The sequence below is a fragment of the Luteimonas sp. FCS-9 genome (assembly GCF_001014645.1).
In the GTDB taxonomy this organism is placed as follows: domain Bacteria; phylum Pseudomonadota; class Gammaproteobacteria; order Xanthomonadales; family Xanthomonadaceae; genus Luteimonas.
Genome location: NZ_LASZ01000001.1, coordinates 201,023 through 221,244, shown reverse-complemented (window position 1 = coordinate 221,244; position 20,222 = coordinate 201,023). Strand labels below are relative to the sequence as shown.

The 20,222-nt window shown below is 73.1% G+C and carries 15 protein-coding genes; 10 read left to right on the top strand and 5 right to left on the bottom strand.

The genetic code is table 11. The features are described 5' to 3' along the window. Nucleotides 1–164 precede the first annotated feature (164 nt). From WQ56_RS01055 to WQ56_RS01030, 6 genes are all read left to right on the top strand, one after another. Nucleotides 165–1,385 carry an efflux RND transporter periplasmic adaptor subunit gene (locus WQ56_RS01055; protein WP_047135196.1) on the top strand — a complete coding sequence of 407 codons (1,221 nt, stop codon included), beginning with the start codon at nucleotides 165–167 and terminating at the stop codon, nucleotides 1,383–1,385. A 4-nt stretch (nucleotides 1,386–1,389) separates the two neighbouring features. After that, nucleotides 1,390–4,608, top strand: coding sequence for a multidrug efflux RND transporter permease subunit (locus tag WQ56_RS01050; RefSeq protein ID WP_047135195.1), 3,219 nt, complete (start codon nucleotides 1,390–1,392; stop codon nucleotides 4,606–4,608). A gap of 272 nt (nucleotides 4,609–4,880) precedes the next feature. Next, nucleotides 4,881–6,167 carry an NAD(P)/FAD-dependent oxidoreductase gene (locus WQ56_RS01045; RefSeq protein WP_047135333.1) on the top strand — a complete coding sequence of 429 codons (1,287 nt, stop codon included), beginning with the start codon at nucleotides 4,881–4,883 and terminating at the stop codon, nucleotides 6,165–6,167. 42 nt (nucleotides 6,168–6,209) lie between these two features. Then, nucleotides 6,210–7,865, top strand: a complete 1,656-nt coding sequence (locus WQ56_RS01040) for an acyl-CoA dehydrogenase family protein (RefSeq protein WP_082132110.1) — start codon at nucleotides 6,210–6,212, stop codon at nucleotides 7,863–7,865. 149 nt (nucleotides 7,866–8,014) lie between these two features. Next, the gene (locus tag WQ56_RS01035; protein WP_197076399.1) at nucleotides 8,015–8,320 is read left to right on the top strand and encodes a metalloregulator ArsR/SmtB family transcription factor; all 306 of its coding nucleotides are present in this window, start codon (nucleotides 8,015–8,017) and stop codon (nucleotides 8,318–8,320) included. A 25-nt stretch (nucleotides 8,321–8,345) separates the two neighbouring features. After that, complete coding sequence (locus tag WQ56_RS01030) at nucleotides 8,346–9,821, top strand: DUF2867 domain-containing protein (protein WP_082132109.1); 1,476 nt, start codon at nucleotides 8,346–8,348, stop codon at nucleotides 9,819–9,821. Here the strand turns inward: WQ56_RS01030 and WQ56_RS01025 are convergent. The 4 genes from WQ56_RS01025 to WQ56_RS01005 are packed head-to-tail and all read right to left on the bottom strand — an operon-like array spanning nucleotide 9,785 to nucleotide 13,581. Further along, nucleotides 9,785–11,563: an ABC transporter transmembrane domain-containing protein gene (locus WQ56_RS01025; protein WP_047135193.1), complete on the bottom strand. Its 1,779-nt coding sequence runs from the start codon at nucleotides 11,561–11,563 to the stop codon at nucleotides 9,785–9,787. The genes WQ56_RS01030 and WQ56_RS01025 overlap by 37 nt on opposite strands. After that, nucleotides 11,563–12,153, bottom strand: a complete 591-nt coding sequence (locus WQ56_RS01020) for a YigZ family protein (protein ID WP_047135192.1) — start codon at nucleotides 12,151–12,153, stop codon at nucleotides 11,563–11,565. The genes WQ56_RS01025 and WQ56_RS01020 overlap by 1 nt, the downstream gene beginning before the upstream one ends. 7 nt (nucleotides 12,154–12,160) lie before the next feature. Continuing rightward, on the bottom strand, nucleotides 12,161–13,018 hold the full coding sequence (locus tag WQ56_RS01015; RefSeq protein WP_052772749.1) for a hypothetical protein: 858 nt from the start codon (nucleotides 13,016–13,018) through the stop codon (nucleotides 12,161–12,163). Then, the gene (locus WQ56_RS01005; RefSeq protein WP_047135330.1) at nucleotides 13,015–13,581 is read right to left on the bottom strand and encodes an RNA polymerase sigma factor; all 567 of its coding nucleotides are present in this window, start codon (nucleotides 13,579–13,581) and stop codon (nucleotides 13,015–13,017) included. The genes WQ56_RS01015 and WQ56_RS01005 overlap by 4 nt, the downstream gene beginning before the upstream one ends. Nucleotides 13,582–13,774: 193 nt before the next feature. Between WQ56_RS01005 and WQ56_RS01000 the strand changes: the two genes are divergently transcribed. After that, nucleotides 13,775–16,690 (top strand): GGDEF and EAL domain-containing protein, encoded by a 2,916-nt coding sequence (locus tag WQ56_RS01000; protein ID WP_047135189.1) that lies wholly within the window; start codon nucleotides 13,775–13,777, stop codon nucleotides 16,688–16,690. A 7-nt stretch (nucleotides 16,691–16,697) separates the two neighbouring features. Here WQ56_RS01000 and WQ56_RS19185 read toward each other — a convergent pair whose 3' ends face one another. Continuing rightward, the gene (locus WQ56_RS19185; protein ID WP_231583311.1) at nucleotides 16,698–17,879 is read right to left on the bottom strand and encodes a hypothetical protein; all 1,182 of its coding nucleotides are present in this window, start codon (nucleotides 17,877–17,879) and stop codon (nucleotides 16,698–16,700) included. Between the two features lie 15 nt (nucleotides 17,880–17,894). Here WQ56_RS19185 and WQ56_RS00990 point away from each other — a divergent pair, with 15 nt between their 5' ends. The 3 genes from WQ56_RS00990 (at nucleotide 17,895) to WQ56_RS00985 (ending at nucleotide 20,217) form a co-directional block, all read left to right on the top strand. Continuing rightward, the gene (locus WQ56_RS00990) at nucleotides 17,895–18,542 is read left to right on the top strand and encodes a M15 family metallopeptidase (RefSeq protein WP_231583310.1); all 648 of its coding nucleotides are present in this window, start codon (nucleotides 17,895–17,897) and stop codon (nucleotides 18,540–18,542) included. Nucleotides 18,543–18,636: 94 nt separating this feature from the next. Then, nucleotides 18,637–18,771, top strand: a complete 135-nt coding sequence (locus tag WQ56_RS19405) for a hypothetical protein (protein WP_255350554.1) — start codon at nucleotides 18,637–18,639, stop codon at nucleotides 18,769–18,771. Between the two features lie 27 nt (nucleotides 18,772–18,798). Next, nucleotides 18,799–20,217, top strand: coding sequence for a hypothetical protein (locus tag WQ56_RS00985; RefSeq protein WP_052772748.1), 1,419 nt, complete (start codon nucleotides 18,799–18,801; stop codon nucleotides 20,215–20,217). Nucleotides 20,218–20,222: the final 5 nt, after the last annotated feature.

Sequence of the window (20,222 nt, the reverse complement as noted above, 5' to 3'; positions counted from 1 at the left end):
AGCCGGGGGCCGCCACCGCGCGCAGTCCGTCGCTGGACGTTGGTCCGGGGCGGGCCGCGCCTCGCCGCAGCGCAATGACTTCCTGCATGGTGCGTCACCGCTTCCGAATTAGCTATACTGGCCGGTATAGTAAATCCCGTCCGACTCCTCCCCCAGGGCTTCCCATGCGCCGAATCCTGTCCATTGCCGTGCTCGCCGCGGCGCTTTCCGCCTGCGGCAACCAACAGGAGCAGGCCGCTCCGCCGCCGCCCGAAGTGGGCGTGCTGACCGTCCAGCCCGGCGCGCAGCCGCTGCGCCAGGATCTCGTCGGCCGGCTCGCGCCGTTCCGCAGCGCCGACGTCCGCGCCAGGGTGCCCGGCGTGCTGGAACGCCGCGTCTACACCGAAGGCAGCGACGTGAAGGAAGGCGACGTGCTGTTCGTGATCGACCCGGCGCAGCTGCAGGCGGCGCTGGGCAATGCACAGGCCGCGCAGGCGCAGGCGCAGGCGCAGTACACCAACGCCAAGACCGCCGCCGACCGCGCGCGCCAGCTGGCACCGACCGACTTCATCTCCAAGTCCGACCTCGACAACGCGCTGGCCAACGAGCGCAGCGCGCAGGCCGCGCTGGAGGCCGCCCGGGCCTCGGTGCGCACCGCACAGATCAACCTCGGCTACGCCACCGTGCGCGCACCGATCTCCGGCCGCGCCGGCAAGCAGCAGGTCACCGAGGGCGCGCTGGTCGGGCAGGGCGACGTGACGCTGCTGACGACCGTCGACCAGATCGACCCGCTGTACGTGAACTTCTCGATGAGCGTGTCGGACATGGAGGCGCTGCGCGCCAAGCAGGTCGACCGCAGCGAGCAGGCCTCGGTGCAGGTGCGGCTGCAGGACGGCACGGTGTACGAGCACACCGGCAGCCTCGACTTCTCGGCCGACGTCGTCGACCCGGCCACCGGCGCGATCGCGCTGCGTGCGACCGTGCCCAACCCCGATCGCCGCCTGCTGCCGGGCACGTACGTGACGCTGGTCGCGGACATGGGCCGCCAGGACGGCATCTACGTGGTGCCGCAGACCGCGGTGCAGCGCGACGCGACCAGCGCGTTCGTGCTCGTCGCCGGCCCCGACGACCAGGTCGTGCGCAAGGACATCAACCTCGTGCGCGCCGACGGCGGCAACTGGATCGTCGATTCGGGCCTGGCCGCGGGCGACCGCGTCATCGTCTCGGGCCTGCAGCGCGCCCAGGTGGGCACGCCGGTGAGCCCGAAGCCGGTCGAGGCCGCCGCGGCCGCACCGGCCAACGCCGCCGCGCAGCCCGCCGGGGCGCAGGCCCAGGCGCCCGCCGCGCAACCGGCCGCGCCGCCGGCCGCCGACGCGCCGGCCGCGGACGCCGCCGACCAGGACTGATCCCATGCCCAAGTTCTTCATCAACCACCCGGTCTTCGCCTGGGTCGTCTCGATCCTGATCTCGCTTTCCGGCCTGATCGCGCTGCTGAACATGGGCGTCGAGTCGTACCCGTCGGTGGCGCCGCCGCAGGTGACCATCTCGGCGACCTATCCCGGCGCCGATGCGCAGACGACCGAGCAGGCGGTGACCCAGGTCATCGAGCAGCAGCTCACCGGCATCGACAACCTGCTGTACTTCAGTTCCACGTCCAGTGCCAACGGCCGGGCCAGCGTCACGCTGACCTTCGAGACCGGCACCGACAGCGACATCGCCCAGGTGCAGGTCCAGAACAAGGTCTCCCTGGCCACGCCGCGACTGCCCAGCGAGGTGGTCCAGCAGGGCGTGGTCGTCGCCAAGGAGAACACCGGCTTCCTGATGGTGGTGGGCCTGCGGTCGAGCGATCCGTCGATGGACCGCAACGCGATCAACGACCTGATCGCAGCCCGCGTGCTCGAGCAGCTCGCGCGTGTGCCCGGCGTCGGCAATACCCAGCACTTCGGTGCCGAGTATGCGATGAACATCTGGCTCAACCCCGACAAGCTGCAGGGCTATGGCCTGTCGGCGACCGAGGTGCTGGCCGCGGTCCGCGGGCAGAACGTGCAGTTCGCGGCCGGTTCGATCGGCTCCGATCCCGCGCCCGAGGGCGTGGGTTTCAGCGCGACGGTGTCGGGCGAAGGCCGCTTCAGCACGCCCGATCAGTTCCGCGACATCATCCTGCGCACCGACGCCAATGGCGCGGTGGTGCGCCTGGGCGATGTGGCGCGGGTCGCCTTCGGCCCGTCGAGCTACGGCTTCGACACCAAGTACAACGGCCAGCCGACCGGCGCGGTCGCGATCATGCTCCAGCCCGGCGCCAACGCGCTGGGCGTGGCCGAGGCGGTGACCGCGCGGCTCGACGAGCTGTCGGCGACGTTCCCGCCCGGCGTCGAGTGGTTCAAGCCGTTCGACAGCACCACGTTCGTGACGATCTCGATCAAGGAAGTGGTCAAGACGCTGATCGAGGCGGTGATCCTGGTGTTCCTGGTGATGCTGCTGTTCCTGCAGAACCTGCGCGCGACGATCATCCCCACGCTCGTGATCCCGGTCGCGCTGCTGGGCACGTTCCTGGGCCTGAGCGCGCTGGGCTTCACGGTCAACCAGCTGACGCTGTTCGCGATGGTGCTGTCGATCGGCATCGTGGTCGACGACGCGATCGTGGTGATCGAGAACGTCGAGCGCATCATGGCCGAGGAGCACCTGCCGCCGCGCGAGGCCACGATCAAGGCGATGAGCCAGATCACCGGCGCGGTCGTCGCGATCACCGTCGTGCTCGCCGCGGTGTTCATCCCCAGCGCGCTGCAGGGTGGCGCGTCGGGCGAGATCTACAAGCAGTTCGCGATCACGATCGCCGTGTCGATGGGCTTCTCGGCGTTCCTCGCGCTGGGCTTCACCCCGGCGCTGTGCGCGACGTTCCTCAAGCAGCACGAGCCGCACGGCAACAAGCGCGAGAACGTGGTCTTCCGCGTCTTCAACAAGTACTACGACCGCGTCAACGACACCTACGTCGGCCACATCACCAGCGTGGTGCGGCACTCGCCGCGCTGGATGGTGCTGTTCGTGCTGCTGGCGCTGGTCTGCGGCCTGCTGTACGCGCGGCTGCCGACCAGCTTCGTGCCCGAGGAGGACCAGGGCTACGCGATGGTCATCGTGCAGCTGCCGCCCGGCGCCAGCCTGCAGCGCACGCAGGCGGTGATGGACCGCGTCTACCAGACCTTCCGCGGGCAGGAGAACCCGGAGACGGGCGAGCGGACGGGCGGCGTGCCCGGCTTCAAGAACATCCTGCAGGTCTCGGGCTTCAGCTTCGTGGGCATGGGCGAGAACGTCGGCATGGCGTTCGTCGAACTTGATCACTGGGACGAGCGCGACGTCAGCATCAACGAGTTCGTCGACCACGCCAACGGCATGCTCTACGGTGCGGTGCCCGAGGCGCAGATCTTCGTCGTCAACCTGCCGACGATCCAGGGCCTGGGCCAGTTCGGCGGCTTCGACATGTACCTGCAGGACCGCACCGGCCAGGGCCAGGCGGCGCTGACCGAGGCCCGCAACATGCTGCTGGCCAGCGCCGCGGGCAAGTCCGACACGGTCGTGGGCGTGCGCCCGAACACGCTCGAGGCCGCCCCGCAGCTGGGGCTGCACGTCGACCGCGTGCAGGCGCAGGCGATGGGGCTGTCGGTGCAGGACGTCTACAACGCGATCCAGCTGATGCTCGCGCCGGTGTACGTCAACGACTACTTCTCCGAAGGGCGCATCAAGCGGGTGAACATCCGCGCCGACGCGCCGTACCGCACGGGCCCGGAGTCGTTCGACCGCTTCTACACCCCGGCGCCGGGCACGGCCGCCAACGGCCAGCCGGCGATGGTGCCGCTGAGCAACGTGGTGTCGGCCGAGTGGGGCACCGCGTCGCCGTCGCTGAGCCGCTACAACGGCTACTCGGCGGTCAACATCGTCGGCGCGCAGGCGCCGGGGCGCAGCACCGGCGAGGCGATGGCGGCGATGGAAGGCATCGTCACCGACGAGCTGCCGCCGGGCTTCGGCTTCGACTGGGCGGGCATGTCCTACCAGGAGATCATCGCCGGCAATACCCAGACGCTGCTGCTGGTGCTGTCGGTGGTCGTGGTGTTCCTGTGTCTGGCGGCGCTCTACGAGAGCTGGTCGATCCCGGTCGCGGTGCTGCTGGTGGTGCCGCTGGGCATCCTGGGCGCGGTGGTGTTCACGATGCTGCGCCCGGGCCTGTCGAACGACCTGTTCTTCCAGATCGGCATGATCACGGTCATCGGCCTGGCGGCGAAGAACGCGATCCTGATCGTGGAGTTCGCGGTCCAGCAACGCGCGGAGGGCAAGACGTTGCGCGAGGCGACGATCGAGGCCGCGCGGCTGCGCCTGCGGCCGATCCTGATGACCTCGTTCGCGTTCATCCTCGGCGTCACGCCGATGGCGCTGTCGAGCGGCGCCGGCTCCAACGCGCGTCACGCGCTGGGCACCGGCGTGATCGGCGGCATGCTGTTCGCGACGTTCCTGGGCCTGCTGCTGATCCCGGTGTTCTTCGTGATCGTCCGGCGCGTGCTGGGCGACAAGATGGACGAGCAGGATCCGAAGGCGATCGCCGCGCATCAGGCGCGCAACGAGACACCGCAGGCGCACTGACGCAGGCGGTGGCATGACCCAAGGGCCGTCCCGTTCGCGGGGCGGCCCTTTGTTTTTTGGCGCTCTTTTCAGATGGATGAGAGAGAGCGCTATCTCTTCGGATGGGCCATGGCCTGCCGGCCGTTGCCCATCCGAAGTAGTCCTCAGCCCATCCTTGAGAAATAACCCTTCGCGTGCGCTCATGTGCGAGCCGGGCACGTCTTGGCATGGGTTCTGAGCCCATCAGTCGTATGCTGTCGCGCTGTGATCGCCCCACTCGTGTCATGACCGTGATGCCCGTGTCCCCGCGCCGACCGCTGCGCATCGCCATCGTCGGCTACGGCACTGCCGGGCAGGCCTCGGCCGTGCTGCTCGCACACGACGGCCACCGGGTCGAGGTCTTCGAACGCGCAGCGGCACCGGGCCCGGTCGGTGCCGGCTTCCTGCTGCAACCCAGCGGCCTGCAGGTCCTGTGGCGCATGGGCCTGTTGCCCCAGGTGCTGCACCACGGCGCGCGCGTGGATCGCCTGTTCGGCGAGACGCCGTGCGGGCGCGCGGTGATGGACATGCGCTACGCCGGGCTCGACCCGCGCCTGTTCGGCCTAGGCATGCAGCGCGGCGCGCTGTTCGAACTGCTCGACCGCGCCCGCGACGATCGCGCTGCACTGCATCCCGGCGTCGCGGTCGCGGGGCCCGACGACGCCGACGACCGCTGGCTCGTCGACGCCGCCGGACAGCGCCACGGGCCATTCGATCTGGTCGTCGTCGCCGACGGCGCGGCGTCGCGGCTGCGCGCCCGGATCGGCGGCGTGCGCCACGACCGCGTCTACCCGTGGGGCGCGCTGTGGTGCCTGCTGTCCGCGCGCAACTGGCCGTTCGCCAGCGAACTGCGCCAGCGCTACGTCGCCGCGCGCCGGATGGTCGGCATGCTGCCGGTCGGCGGCCGGCCGGGCGATGCCGAGCCGCGGTTGAGCTTCTTCTGGAGCCTGCCGGTGTCCGGGTTCGCGGACTGGCAGGCCACCGCGATCGAACGCTGGCGCGAAGAGGTCGCTGCGATCTGGCCCGAGGCCGCGGCCCTGCTCGACGCCACCACCACGCATGCTCAACTGGCACGCGCGAGCTATCGCGACGTCGCGCTGCGACGCTGGCATCGCGGTCGCTGGGTGCTGCTCGGGGACGCTGCCCACGCGATGAGCCCGCAACTGGGGCAGGGCGTGAACATGGCGCTGCTCGATGCCGAGGCGCTGCGCGACGCGCTGCGCACCCACGCGCCCGCCGAGGCGCTGTCCGCCTACCAGCGGCTGCGCACGCGGCACGTCGGCGTCTACCAGTTCTGGAGCCGCTGGCTCACGCCGGTGTTCCAGTCCGACCGCGACCTCGTCGCCCGCGCGCGCGACCTGGCGTTCCTGCCGCTGGGGCGCCTGCCCGGCGGGCGCGGGCACATGCTGCGCGTGCTCAGCGGCACGCAGCGTGGCGCCTTCGGTGCGCTCGCGCTGGCGCCCGCGTTCGTCGACGCCTTGCAGGCGCCTGCCGACGCCACGCTCGACGGCGCCGTGCCCGAGGCGCCGCCGGCGACCTGACGGATGCGCGCGTCGTGCGCGAGAATCGCCGCAGGTCCGACGATGGAGACGCGCGCCATGCCCGCCGATGTCACGCACGAGGTCGACAACCAGCCGCCGGAGTTCGCGCCGCGCGATCTGTGGCACGACGACGTCGCGCTGCGCGAGGCAGTCGCGCGCGAGGGCGGCGATACGTTCGCCGAGCGGCTGGCCGTCTACGGCGCGCTTGCCGGCGACGCGCTGTACGCCGCCGGCTTCGACGCCAACCGCGACCGCCCGCGATTGCGTACGCACGACCGCTTCGGTCACCGCATCGACAGCGTCGAGTTCCATCCGGCCTACCACCGGCTGATGGACGCGGCTGTCGGCCACGGCGTCGCCGGCCTGTCGTGGGCGCAGCCGGTGCCCGGCGCGCACGTGGCGCGCGCGGCGCTTGGCTACCTGCACCACCAGGCCGAGGCCGGCACCAGCTGCCCGCTGACGATGACCCACGCCGCCGTCCCGGTGCTGCGCCGCGAGCCGCGGCTGCACGTCTGGGCCGACAAGGTCGCCGCGATGCGCTACGACGCCCGCGACGTGCCGGTCGACGACAAGGCCGGCGTCACGCTCGGCATGGGCATGACCGAGAAGCAGGGCGGCAGCGACGTGCGCAGCAACGCAACGCGTGCGACGCCGGCCGGCGACGACGGCGCCTACACGCTGCGCGGGCACAAGTGGTTCCTCTCGGCCCCGATGTCGGACGGCTTCCTCGTGCTGGCGCAGGCCGCCGCCGGGCCGACCTGTTTCCTGATGCCCAGGCGCCTGCCGGACGGCGACCTCAACGGCTTCCGGCTGATGCGGCTCAAGGACAAGCTCGGCGACTGGAGCAACGCGTCCTCGGAGATCGAGTTCGACCGCGCCTGGGCGTTGCGCGTGGGCGGGGAGGGGCGCGGGGTGGCGACGATTCTCGAGATGGTGATGCTGACCCGGCTCGACTGCATGCTCGCGGCCGCGGCGCAGATGCGCATGGCGCTGGCGCAGGCGATGCACCACGCCCGCCATCGACGGGCGTTCGGCCGCCCGCTTCTCGGGCAGCCGCTGATGCGCAACGTGCTCGGCGACCTGGCGATCGAGGCCGAGGCGGCGGTCGCGCTGGCGTTGCGCGTCGCCGGCGCGGTCGATGCCGCGCCCCGCGACCCGGCGCAGGCCGCGTTCGCGCGCGCGGCGACCGCCATCGGCAAGTACTGGCTGTGCCGGCGCGCGCCGGCGTTCGTCAACGAGGCGCAGGAATGCCTCGGCGGTGCGGGCTATGTCGAGGAGTCGGTGCTGCCGCGGCTGTACCGCCAGGCACCGTTGAATTCGATCTGGGAGGGCAGCGGCAACGTGCAGTGCCTGGACGTGCTGCGCGCACTCTCGCGCGAGCCGGGCGTGGCGCCGGCGCTGCAGGCGCAGATCGACGCGGCGCGCGGCCGTGACCCGGGATTCGACGCCGCGGCCGACCGCCTGGCGCGGCAGCTCGCGGATGCGGCACGGTCGCCGCAGGACGCGGAACCGCGCGCGCGGCGGCTGGTCGAGGCGACGGCGCTGGTGCTGCAGGGCGCGGTGCTGCTGCGCGCCGGGAGTCCGGTCGCCGCCGCGTTCTGCGCCAGCCGGCTGGCCGGTGCCCACGCGCTGGCGTTCGGCACGCTCGAGTCCGACGTCGACCTCGACACGCCGCTGGCGCGCGCGCTGCCGGCCTGAGGGCACGGATCCCCAATAGACAGCGGTCGCGGCGCCGCCGGCCCGTGACGTCAGCGGAATGCCCGCGGGCGGGCAGCCCTGGGGCGCGCCCCAGGGTTGACGACGGCCTCCAGTCGCGTAATTAATTAGGTAATTCGTTAACTGATTGGATTGCCATGGACCGTGTCTTCGAAGCGCTGGCCTCGACACCGCGCCGCAGGATCCTCGCCTACCTCCACGCCGGCGAGCTGACCGCCGGCGAGATCGCCGAGCGGTTCGACTTCAGCAAGCCGGCGCTGTCGGGGCACCTGCGCATCCTCGAGCAGGCCGGGCTGATCGCCCGCGAGAAACGCGGCCAGTTCGTGCATTTCCGGCTCGTGCCCGAGCGGTTGGCCAACACCGTCTTCGCCTGGGCGTCGGAGCTGTGCCCGGTCGCGCGCCCGCTCAAGCGCGAACGCCGCAAGGCCGCGGACTGACGTGTCCCTCCCATAGGAGCCGACGATGCTGCTCACGACCGAGGTCTCCGATACGTTCCCCGGCGTCCGGTTGCCGTCGCACGGCGGCGGCCTGCCGGTCGAGGTCACGCTGATCGCGCAGCTGGCGCCCGGCCAGGGCGATCCGCTGATCGCCGACGCCGGGCGCCGCCAGCGCGGGCATCCCGGTTTCGTCGATGCGCACGACGAGCCCTCCTCGCGGATCGGCGCGATGGACCTGGCGCGCGGCGATCGGTCCTCGCTCTACACCTTCGTTGTTGGCGCGGGCGGCCATCCCTTCCACCGTCACGCGGGCAACCGCGTGTTCACCGCGATCTCGGGCAGTGCGGGTACCCAGCTGCGGTTCTCGACCGCGTCGCAGGCGCAGCTCGATGCCGACCCGGCCGCGTTCGTGCGTGCGCTGCACCTGGTCGACATTCCGCCCGACTGCCTGTTCACCGTGCGCTTCGGCGGCGGCACCTGGCACCAGTTCGTCTCGCGCAGCCCGGTGCTGCCGCACCCGGCGCTGTTCGCGCTGTCCTGCCATCCCGACGAACTGTCGGGGGCGCTGCCGGCCGACGTGCGCCGGCGCGTGCTCGACAATGCCGCCGACATTCCCTCGTTGACCGAACTGCTGCCGCCGGCGGCACAGGGACTGCTCGACGCGGCGTTGCGCGAACCGGCACGCATCGCGACGACCTCGTTGTCGCTGCACGTGCCGCCGACGTCGCTGGCGGCGCGCGCGTGCGCCGGGATGCGGGCGTGGGCGGGACGCCTGCGTCGGCGGCTGCCCGCGCGGGGCGGCAGCGGTTTCGGGACCGAGAACGCCGGCCGGCGCCGGGTCGCCCGGATCGTCCCGCCGCCCGGTTCGCTGCTGCAGGCGCAGTTGCCGGACGCCGGGCACGAGGACGCGGCGGCGATCCGCCTGGAGGCGGCGGAGTGCGCCGGTGCGCGGCCGGCCACGGCGATGGCCGCGCTGCTCGAAGGCTTCGTCGCCAATCCGCCGTCCGGCGTGACGCGGCTGATGGCGCTGCGCAACGTGCTCGTGCGTCCGTTCGGGCTGCGGACCTCGCCGCTCGGTTGCCCGGCCTCGTCGCTGCTGTCCGGCGAGGCACCGGGCCGCTTCGCCGGGCGTTTCCCGGTGCTGGCCGAACGCACGTCCGCCGACGGCGATTGCGTGGAGGTCGTGCTCGGCGCCGACGACCGGCACCTCGCGTTCCGCACCTGCATCCGCGTCGAGGCGCTGCCCGGCGGTGGCCTGCGCTGCGCAATGGCGACGCGGGTGCGCACGCGCAACCGGTTCGGGCGCCTGTACCTGGCCGCGATCCGGCGTGTGCACATGACCTACGTGGCGCCGGCAATGCTGCAGCTGGCGGTCGATCACGCGGTTCGCGCGCTGGGCGCAGGCGCCGCGGCCGGGGTCGCGGGCGCGCGGCGCCCGGGGCCCGGCACGTTCGACGCGCCGCCTCAGTCGATGAACTGCAGCCTGGCCAGTTCGGCGTAGAGGCCGCCCTGGGCCAGCAGCTCGGCGTGCGTGCCCTGGGCGACGATCCGCCCGCGATCGAGCACGACGATGCGGTCGGCCTTGAGGATCGTCGCCAGCCGGTGCGCGATGAGCAGCGTGGTGCGGCCCTGCATCAGGCGCGCGAGCGCATGCTGCACCGCGTGCTCGCTCTGCGCGTCGAGCGCCGAGGTCGCCTCGTCGAGCAGCAGAATCGGCGCATCGCGCAGCAGCGCGCGCGCGATCGCGATCCGCTGCTGCTGGCCGCCCGACAGCCGCGCGCCGCGTTCGCCCAGCTGCGCGTCGTAGCCCTCGGGCAGCTCGGCGATGAACGCGTGGGCCTCGGCCGCGCGCGCCGCCGCCTCGACCTCCGCGTCGGTCGCTTCGAGCCGGCCGTAGCGGATGTTCTCGCGCGCGCTGGCGGCGAAGATCGTCGGCTGCTGCGGGACCAGCGCGATCAGCGCGCGCAGCGCGGCCGGGTCGAGCGTGCGCAGGTCGGCCCCGTCGATCGACAGCGCGCCGGTCTCCGGGTCGTGGAAGCGCAGCAGCAGCGACAGCACGGTGCTCTTGCCCGCGCCCGACGGACCGACGAGCGCGACCGTCTCGCCGGGCGCGACGTGCAGCGTGAACCGCTCGAGCGCGGGGCTGTCGGGCCGGGTCGGGTAGTGGAAGGTCACGTCGTCGAAGCGCAACGCACCGCGTGCGGGCTGCACCACGGCGGCCGGCGCGGCCGGTGCGCGGATCGACGGCGACTCGTCGAGCAGCTCGGAGATCCGGCCCATGCCGCCGGCAGCGCGCTGCAGGTCGTTCCAGACCTCGGCGAGCGCGCCGACCGAACCGGCGCCGAACAATGCGTAGAGCACGAACTGCCCGAGCGTGCCCGCGCTCATGCGCCCGGCGACGACGTCGTGTGCGCCCGACCACAGCACCACGGTGACCGCGCCGAAGATCAGCGTGATCGCGATCGCGGTGATGATCGCCTGCAGCCCGATGCGCCGGCGCGCGGTCGCCACCGACGTGCGCACGGCATCGCCGAAGCGGCCGCGCTCGTAGGGTTCGCGCGCGTGCGCCTGCACCGTGCGGATCGCGCCGAGCGTCTCGTTGGCCAGCGCGTTGGCGTCGGCGATGCGGTCCTGGCTCTGCCGCGAAACCTTCTCCAGCTTGCGCCCGCCCAGCACTAGCGGCAGCACGAACAGCGGGATGCCGACCAGCGTGTACGCCGCCAGCCGCGGGCTGGTGACGACCAGCATCGTCAGACTGCCCAGCACCATCACCACGCTGCGCAGCGCGACCGACATCGTCGTGCCCACGACCGAGCGCAGCAGCTCGGTGTCGGCGCTGAGCCGCGAAACCAGGTCGCCGCTGCGGTTCTGCTCGAAGAACCCCTGGTCCAGGTCCAGCAGGTGCCCGTAGAAGCGGTTGCGCAGGTCGGCGACGACGCGCTCGCCGAGCAGCGAGACGAAGAAGAATCGCGCCGCGGTCGCCAGCGCCAGCGCCACCGCGACGACCAGCAGCAGCGCGAACGCGGTGTCGATCTGGTCGCCGCCGGTGAAGCCGTGGTCGATCATGCGGCGCACCGCCAGCGGCAGGCTCAAGGTCGCCAGCGACGAGGCCGCGAGCGCGACCAGCCACGCGGCGAACAGCCCGCGCTGGCGCATGACGAACGGCCACAGGGTCTTGAGCGCACCGATGCGCGCCTTCGGTTTGCCAGCCTCAGGGGTGGCGCGTTGGGATCGGAAGGCCATCAGGCATTGTCGTCGATGCGGACACGGTTGCGGGTGGCGTCGCGCAGCCGGGTTTTCAAGTCGGCGACACGGTCGAGCGGCAGTTCGATGCGCAGCAGTGCGCCCTCGGCGTCGAAGCGCTCGTCGAGCTTGTGCGCGGCGGCGGCCGGCAGCGCGGCATGCACCGAGCCCAGGGTGTCGAACGGCGCGTGCAGCGCCAGCACGGCGGTCTCGACCAGCGGCACCCGCGGCGCGGTGCGCAGGCACTCGGCCGCGCAGCCGCCGTAGGCGCGCACCAGGCCGCCCGCCCCGAGCTTGACGCCGCCGAACCAGCGCACGACGACGACCGCCACGCGGTCGAAGCCCTGGCCGTCGATCGCCGCCAGGATCGGACGCCCTGCGGTGCCGGCCGGTTCTCCGTCGTCGCTGGAGCGGTACTGGTCGCCCAGCCGCCAGGCCCAGCAGTTGTGGGTCGCGTCGGGGACGTGGACCTGCTGCAGGAATGCGGCCGCGTCCTCGGGCGCGCCGATCGGGGCGGCGTGGGCGACGAACCGGCTGTGCTTGACGTCGAGGGCGTGGCTGGCGGTCGCGGCCAGGGTGTCGAGCGGCATCGCGGCCTCAGTCCAGCAGCGCGCGCAGGTCGGGCGGCAGATCGGCGTCCGGGTGGCGGCGGTGGAACTCCGCGAGGCTGGCGCGCGCGGCGCCGATGTCGCCCGCGTCGAGCAGTTCGCGGACCCGGGCCAACCATGCATCACGGACCTCGGGCGCGTCGGCCGAGGCCGGCGGCTGGTCGTCGTCGGGCACGTCCTCGATGAGCGCGATGCCCTGCGGCTGCGCACTGGCCGCGCGATCGGCTTCCGCGGCTTCGTCTGCCCGTGAGGACGCGGGACCGGCGGTCGCGACGCGGCTGCCGAAGGCGGTGGCGCCGGCATCGGACTCGGGCGCGGCGCCCCAGCCGGGCGCGTGGCGTTCGGGTGGCATCCGCAGGTCGGTCGGGGCGGCCTCGACGGCAGCGCGCGTCGTGTCGGGTGGCGCGGCCGCGGTCGTGGCCGCCGCCGGCGCGTCGGGCTCGGCCGTCGCGTCCACGCGGCGTGCGCGTGCCGGCGGGTCCACCGGGGCGGGCGCCTCGGCGGCCGGCATCGGCGCCGAGGCGCGTGTCGCCATCTCGGCTTCCGACCAGGGCGCGTGCGTGGTCTCGGGGGCGGGTCGCAACTGCCAGGCGATGCCGACCGCGACCGCGACCGACGCGGCGGCGCCGAGCGCCACCGGCCAGCGCCGGCGCCTGCGTGGCACGACGTGCGTCGTTGCGGCCGGCGCGACCGTGCGTGCGGCGCCGGCGTCGTCGTGCACCGCGCGGCGCGCCGCCGCCAGGATCGCGGTGTCGACGGCTGACGACGGCACCGGCGCGCCGGCGGCCAGCCGTTCGGCGAGCAGGCGTTCCTCGGGCGTCAGCGGTTCGCGGTCGGGCGTGTTCATGGATTCAACGTCGCGCGCAGTTTGTCCATCGCGTAGCGCAGCCGCGATTTCACCGTCTCGCGGCCAACGCCGGTGATCCGGCCGATCTCCTCGAGCGTGAGTTCCTGTTCGAGCCGCAGCAGCAGCACCTCGCGCTGCTCGTCGGGCAGACCGTCGAGCGCGAGCTGCAGCCTACGGCGCTGCTCGAACTGCGACAGCTGCCGTTCCGGGTCGTCCGGATCGACGATCCGTGCGGTCCGCAGCTCGGCGTCCTCCGGCGGCGGCGGGCGGTGCCGCGCCGCGCGCCAGTGGTCGGCCAGTCGATTGTGGGCGATGTGGTAGAGCCAGGTGGTGAACAGCGCGTCCGGGCGCCAGCCGCCGCGTGCGGCGATCACCCGTTGCCAGACGTCCTGGAAGATCTCCTCGGCCAGCGCAGTGCTGCGCACCTGGCGCACGAGGAACCGGTAGAGCTTGTCGCGATGACGCCGGTAGAGGGTCTCGAACGCGGTGGCGTCGCCGTCCGCCCACGCCAGCATCAGGGCATCGTCGCCCGGGGGCTCCTGCTGGCTGGCGACGTCTTGCATGGACCGCAGGGTACGTGCCACGGCGCCGGGCGGGAAGCCCGCGGCGGCGTTGCGACGAGGCAGTGCGATGGCGGACATGCGTTCGACAACGCACCGGCGTGGCGGGTGGGGTCGCGTCGCGGCAACGGTCGCGCTTTTGGTTATGCTGCCGCGGGGACCCAGATCGTCGAGCACCGTGCCTGCCTGCCATCGCATGTCCGCGGCCGTTGCGGCCGACGACGCCGAAGCGCCGCTGCGCGCCGTCATCGCGACGGCGCCGGCGGGCATGACGGTCGCCGTGGCCTGGACGTGCCGCCTGCTCGGAGCCGGCACCGCGGCGTTGGACGGGGCGTCGGCGGCGCTCGTCGCGGCCGCGCGCGCCTGTGCCCAGCTCGACGCCGACGCCGACGCCGACGTCGATGCCGATGCCGATGCCGATGCCGATGCGGCGATGGCGTCCACGCCCGGACGGCAGATGCGGAGCCTGCTGCACGAGGACTGCCGGATCGCCATCGCGGTCGATGGACCGCCCGGCGACGGCGCCGTCGCGGAGGCCTGGCTGCCCGTCGCGCTGCAGGGGGCGGCGATGTCGCTCGCCCTCGTGCGCACCGAGCGCCGGCTCGAATCGATGCGGCGCGCCGAGCGGCTGCAGCAGGCGCTCTACGAGATCGCCGAGCTCGCCAGCTCGGCGCTGGACATGGACGAGGTGCTCGCGCGCATCCACGCGGTCGTCGGCCGGCTCACGACCGCCGAGAATTTCTACATCGTGCTCTACGACGACCTGCGCGAGACGCTGCGCTTCCTGTACTTCGTCGACGAGCGCGACCCGTGGCGGGCGGATCCGGAGCAGGAGCTGTGCATCGCGCACATGCCCAACAGCCTCACCACGGTGCTGCTGCGCGAGGGGCGGCCGATGCTCGGTCCGTCGACGACGCTGCGCGCATTGCACGGCGTCGACAACACCGACGCCCTGCACGGACCCGACAGCGCGGACTGGCTCGGCGTGCCGCTGCGGCGCGACGGCCGCGTCTGCGGCGCGATCGTCGTGCAGAGCTACGACCGGCCCGACCGCTACTGCGACGAGGACCGCGCGCTGCTGGAGTTCGTCGCCCAGCACATCCTCACCGCGCTCGACCGCAAGCGCGCCCACGCAGAGCTCGAACGGCGCGTGGCCTCGCGCACGCAGCAGCTGCAGGCGGCCAACCGCGGTCTGCAGGCGCAGATCGCCGGGCGCGAACGCGCCGGCACGCTGCAGCGGGCGCTGTACCGGATCAGCGAACTGTCGGCCGCGCCGGGCAGCCTGGAGCGCTTCTATGCCGATCTGCACGCGATCGTCGGCGAGCTGCTGTACGCGCGGAATTTCTACATCGCGATGCTCAGCGCCGACGGCGGCCGGCTCGAGTTCCCGTACTCGGTCGACGAGCGCGATGCGGTGCGCCGGACGCGGGCGCGCGCCGACGGGCTGACCGAGTACGTGATCGCGACCGGCGCGCCGTTGCTGGCGATGCGCGATGACATCGTGGCGCTGGAATCGTCCGGCGAGCTGCGCAGCCACGGCACCCAGGCGCAATGCTGGCTGGGCGTGCCGCTCGGCCGCGACGGCCGGACCGTCGGCGTGATTGCGGTGCAGAGCTACGACCCCGGGATCACGTTCTCGGCCAGCGACCAGGCGCTGCTGACGTTCGTCGCGCACCACATCGACGGCGCGATGGACCGCAAGCGCGCCCAGGACGCGCTCAAGGCCGCGCACACCGACCTGGAGTTCCGGGTCGAGGCGCGCACCCGCGAGCTGGAAAGCGCCAATCGCGAACTGCGGGCGCAGATCGGCGAGCGGGTACGCGCCCAGCAGCGGCTGGTGCACCAGGCGCGCCACGATCCGCTGACCGGCCTGCCCAACCGTGTCCAGCTGCGCGAGCGCCTCGATGCGGCGCTCTCGCCGCTGCGCGATGGCGGGCGCACGCCGTTCGCGGTGCTGTTCCTCGACCTCGACCGCTTCAAGCTCGTCAACGACAGCGTCGGCCACGCCGCCGGCGACGCGATGCTCGTGGAGATCGCCCAGCGCATCGCCGCGCTGCTCGGTCCCGACGACATGGCGGCGCGGCTGGGCGGCGACGAATTCGCGATCATGCTCGGCGGCGTCGACGATCCCGAAGTCGCCGACCGCAAGGCCGCCGCGCTGCTGGCGGCGCTGGCCCGGCCGATGTGGGTGGCCGGCCGCGAGCTGTTTCCTTCGGCGAGCATCGGCATCGCGATGTCGCATCCGGCCTACGTCGACGGCGACGGCGTGCTGCGCGACGCCGATGCGGCGATGTACCGGGCCAAGGCCTGCGGCCGCGACCGCAGCGAGCGCTTCGACGAGGCCATGCGGGCCGAGGCCACGCGCCTGCTCGACCTGGAGGCCGACCTGCGCCGGGCGATCCTGCAGGACGCCTTCGAGCCGCATTTCCAGCCCATCGTGCGGCTGGCCGACGGCGCGGTGGTGGGCCACGAGGCGCTGCTGCGCTGGCGCCACGAGGTGCACGGCCTGCTGTCGCCGGCCGAGTTCATCGGCGTCGGCGAGGACAGCGGCCTGATCGAGCAGGTCGACTGGCTGATGTACCGGCAGGTGTTCCGGCGCATGGCCGGCGACGCCGCGTCCGGCTACGTGTCGATCAACGTCTCGCCGCGGCACTTCCGCTCCGACGACTTCGTCGACCGGCTGCTGCGGCTCGTCGGCGAGGCGGGGGCCGATCCGCGCCGGCTGCGCATCGAGATCACCGAGGTCGCGTTGCTCGACGACGCGCCGCGTGCGCTGCGCATGCTCAACGAGCTGCGCGCGCACGGCGTGCTGGCGCTGCTCGACGACTTCGGCACCGGCTTCTCGGCGCTGTCGTACCTGCACCGCTTCCCGATCCAGGCGCTGAAGATCGACCAGAGCTTCGTGCTCGGCCTGGGCGGCGAGATGCATGCCGAGAGCCTGGCGCTGGTGCGCGCGATCCTGGCGCTGGCCGCGACGCTGGGCATCGACACCATCGCCGAGGGCATTGAGACCGTGCAGCAGCGCCGGCTCCTCGACGACCTGGGCTGCCAGTACGGCCAGGGCTTCCTGTACGGGCGCCCCGCCGCCGCGTGCGTCGCGACGGTGGACTGAGCGAGGCTCAGCGGCGCGGGCAGGCGGGGTGCTGGCCGGCGCGGCGGCTGCAGACCTGGTCGCGGCAGCGCAGGCCCTCGAGGGTGTTGGCCGCCGGACATGCGCGCAGTTCGCGGTCGGCGCGCGCGGTGTCGGCCGCCTGGCGCCGGCTCGGCGGTGGTGCCGGGCGATCGCCGCCGATCGAGGCCAGCGCCTTCTGGGTGTCCTGCTCGGCCTGCTGGTTGCTGGCGAGGATGTCGGTGATCAGCGCGTCCATCGACTCGTGCGACGCGGGATCGGGCGCGCGCTCGTCCTGTCCGATGATGCGCATCAGCGTGGCCAGCAACGCGGCATCCTCCGTCCCCTGAGCCTGGCGTCCCGAGGTCGACGCGGCGCGCCGCGCCGGTCGTGGCGAGGTGCGGTCCGCGTTCGTGTCGACGGGGACCGGCGGCGCCGATGCCGCGGGCGTCGCCGTCGGCGCGTGCGGCGCGACCGAGGCCACGGGAACGTCTTCGATTCTCGCCAGGGGGTTGGCGGCGACCGCCTCGCCGGTATCATCGACGATCACCGCGCCGCCGGCATCGGGCGACGCCACGGCCGGGGACGCGCGCGTCGGGACCGGCGGGGCGGGCGCGATCGGGGTGCCGACATCGTCGGCCTCGCCGGCCGGTGCCAGCAGGCGCAACACCAGGACCAGGAGCACAAGGACGATGCCCGCGGCGAACAGCCCGATGTGCAATGCACGCCTGGGCGTGCCCGTGCCTGGAGGCGGCGCGGCGCGGGCCGCGGCCCGGCCGGGCGCTTCGAGATCGGCGAGGACGCGTGATGGCGTCGGGCCGCGCGACGCGGTCGTTCGATCCGCCGCCGCCACGAGGCTGGGACGCTTTCTGACTTCCGTGTTCAAGTGCGCTCCCGCCCTTGCGCGGCTGGCGCCGCATTCAGTCCTTCGCCGCATTCTAGCCGGCGTCACCTCTCGGTCAATGGCCGCCCCGGAAGGCCTTGCGCGATGATCGTGCTCGGGGTGGCGGCTTTCTTCGCGATCGTCTGTCTCGGCGTCTGGCTGCTGTGTTTTCCCGACGCCGGCGACCGGCTGCGGCGCCGCCTGGCGCCGCGTGCGGCCCGATGGCGCGATGCGCTGTCTGCAGGGCGCGCACGAACCGCGCGGCGTGCCGGCGCCTCCGTCCTGGCGGTCGGACGGGGCGGGCGGCACGCGGCGGGCGTGTGGATGCGACGCGCGCCGGCGCTCGGGCTGGCGCTGGCGCTGGTCGCCGTCCCGTCGCTGGTGATCCTGCTGAGTCGGCAGACCGTGACCTTCGACAGCTTCCACGGCGAGGACCTGGCCGAGTCGAGGACGCTGATCGCCGAGTTGATGCGCGGCGAGCGCCTGTCGCCGCCCCCGCCACCGCCACCCGAGGTGTTCGCGACCGAGGAGGTGCGGCGCGTGAAGCCGGAAATCGTCGGCGCGGACCGCAAGTGGGACCAGATCGACGCGGACCTGCAGCAACGCGTGCTCGCGATCTTCGAGGTCATGCGCCGCGAGCACGACATCCGGCTGGTCCTGGTCGAGGGCTACCGCAGTCCCGAGCGGCAGGCGGAACTGATGCGCGAAGGGCGCGCGACCCGGGCGGGTGCCTGGCAGAGCTGCCACCAGTACGGACTGGCGATCGACGCCGCGCCGATGCGCGACGGCAAGCTGCAGTGGAACATGGAGGACGCATGGACGCGCCGCGCGTATTTCCTCTACGGCGAACTCGCCGAGCAGGCCGGGCTGACCTGGGGCGGCAACTGGCGCAGCCTGAAGGACTACGTCCACGTCGAGAACGCCGCGGCCTGCCGGCAGGCGCGGCGCGAGCGACTCGCGCGGCAGGGGTGAAAAGCACCGGCCGTCCCTGCTATCTTCGCCGCGGGGGCGCTGCGTGTGGATCGCGCGGATGCCATGGACCGGTCACATCAGGGAAGAGACATCGATGCCACACGCGTTGATCGTGCAGGGGAACGTCGTCGGTCATGAGGGCCACGCCGGTGGGGCGTCGTCGCGCTCGGGCACGCACCGCCGCGGCACGTGCCGCCTGGCGCGGCGCGTCGATCCGGCCACGGTCTGAGGAGACGGAACAGACGCCCGGTCCGCGATGAAGGCGATCCGCATCGTGCTGGTGGTCCTGGGCGTGTTCGCCCTGGTCTGGCTGTGCGCGATCGGCTACTGGCACGTCCGCGACGTGACGCCCGGCGGCGGCCTGCTGCTCGGCTGGCTGCTGGTCGCGCCTTCGGTCGCGTTGCTGGCGCTTTGGGCCGGCGTGCGCTGGCGCCGGGCGCGCCGAGACCGCGTGCCGGATGCGACGCCCGAGGTGCCGCCGGCGGACGGCGACGCGCCCGCGGCGGCACCCGTCCAGTGCGCGCGCATCGCGGCCGCGGCGCTGCACCTGCCCCCCGGCGCGGACGTGGAGGCCATCCTGGCGCCCGGGGTGCCATCGCCGGGCCTCCATCCCACATTGCGCGACCGCGACGGGTTGCCGGTGTTCGCCGCATTCGTGCGTGATCTCGACACAGGGGCGATCGCCGACGCACTCGATGCGGCGGATGCCGGCCACGCGCCGCCGGAGGAGGGCCTGCGCGCACTCGCCCTGCTCGAGCCGGTCGCCGACGCCCTGCTGCTGGCAGCGACCACGGCAATGCCGGCGCCTGCCGAAGCGGACTACGTCGTCAACGCCGGATTGCAGCGGCGCCTGCCCGGGGAGGCCGGCGACGCGCTGCGGATCTCGCTGCTGCTGCCGGCCGCCTGGCCGGACGCGCCGCGCGCCGCCGCCGCGGACTGGCTGCATGCGCGCGCGGTCGAAACCGGCGTTGACGGTCGGCGGCTGCGCGTCGACACCCATGCGCTGCGGACGCCCGACGACGGCTGGCGGTTCGTGGAGGCCGTGCTGGCCGAGGCGCGGCCCCAGAGCGAATGGCGCCTGCTGCTGGCGTGTGACTCGTTGATCGGCGCGCGTGCGATCGCACGGCTCGACGCGGCCGCGGGGCTGCTGCGCAGCCAGCGACCGGAGGGCGTCGTACCGGGCGAGGGCGCGGCCGGCGTGCTGCTGCCGCCACCAGGCGCGCTCGGCGAGGCCGCGGGCGCGGTGGCGGTGCATGGCCCGTGCCGGGGCGAGCCCGTGCGCGGCGCGCCGGCTCGCGCCGCGGCGCGCGAGACCGCGGACCTGGTCCGACACGCGCTCGCTGCGGCCGCGATCGACCCCGACGCCGTCGTGCAGGCTGTGAGCGATGCGGATCAGCACCGGACGCGCGCGCTGCATGCGGTCGCCGCGGTGGCCGAGGCCTGCCCGGAGCTCGACGTCGCGCTCCGCCATCGCGGCCTCGGCGCCGTCGCGGGCGAACTGGGCGCGGCCATGCCGCTGGCGCTGCTGGCCGCCGCCGCGGGGGCCGCCGCCGCGACCCACTCGGCGGTGCTGGCGCTCTCGGTGGCCGGCGAGCGCCATCGGGCCTTCGTCGTCGACCCCGGCCACGCGGCCGCTTCCGTGCCGGACGACCCCGCGTCGCCGGTGTCGTCCTGACTTCC

What these genes read in the sequence shown, in the direction of transcription:
- WQ56_RS01020 (WP_047135192.1), bottom strand. Translation starts at nt 12,153, where the DNA reads ATGCCGCTCGACACCCTGGCCGCGACCGCCAGCCACGCCCTCGACGTC.
- WQ56_RS01040 (WP_082132110.1), top strand. Translation starts at nt 6,210, where the DNA reads ATGGAGACGCGCGCCATGCCCGCCGATGTCACGCACGAGGTCGACAAC.
- WQ56_RS00985 (WP_052772748.1), top strand. Translation starts at nt 18,799, where the DNA reads ATGAAGGCGATCCGCATCGTGCTGGTGGTCCTGGGCGTGTTCGCCCTG.
- WQ56_RS19405 (WP_255350554.1), top strand. Translation starts at nt 18,637, where the DNA reads ATGCCACACGCGTTGATCGTGCAGGGGAACGTCGTCGGTCATGAGGGC.
- WQ56_RS01000 (WP_047135189.1), top strand. Translation starts at nt 13,775, where the DNA reads ATGTCCGCGGCCGTTGCGGCCGACGACGCCGAAGCGCCGCTGCGCGCC.
- WQ56_RS01055 (WP_047135196.1), top strand. Translation starts at nt 165, where the DNA reads ATGCGCCGAATCCTGTCCATTGCCGTGCTCGCCGCGGCGCTTTCCGCC.
- WQ56_RS01005 (WP_047135330.1), bottom strand. Translation starts at nt 13,581, where the DNA reads ATGCAAGACGTCGCCAGCCAGCAGGAGCCCCCGGGCGACGATGCCCTG.
- WQ56_RS01050 (WP_047135195.1), top strand. Translation starts at nt 1,390, where the DNA reads ATGCCCAAGTTCTTCATCAACCACCCGGTCTTCGCCTGGGTCGTCTCG.
- WQ56_RS01030 (WP_082132109.1), top strand. Translation starts at nt 8,346, where the DNA reads ATGCTGCTCACGACCGAGGTCTCCGATACGTTCCCCGGCGTCCGGTTG.
- WQ56_RS00990 (WP_231583310.1), top strand. Translation starts at nt 17,895, where the DNA reads ATGCGACGCGCGCCGGCGCTCGGGCTGGCGCTGGCGCTGGTCGCCGTC.
- WQ56_RS01015 (WP_052772749.1), bottom strand. Translation starts at nt 13,018, where the DNA reads ATGAACACGCCCGACCGCGAACCGCTGACGCCCGAGGAACGCCTGCTC.
- WQ56_RS01045 (WP_047135333.1), top strand. Translation starts at nt 4,881, where the DNA reads ATGCCCGTGTCCCCGCGCCGACCGCTGCGCATCGCCATCGTCGGCTAC.
- WQ56_RS01025 (WP_047135193.1), bottom strand. Translation starts at nt 11,563, where the DNA reads ATGGCCTTCCGATCCCAACGCGCCACCCCTGAGGCTGGCAAACCGAAG.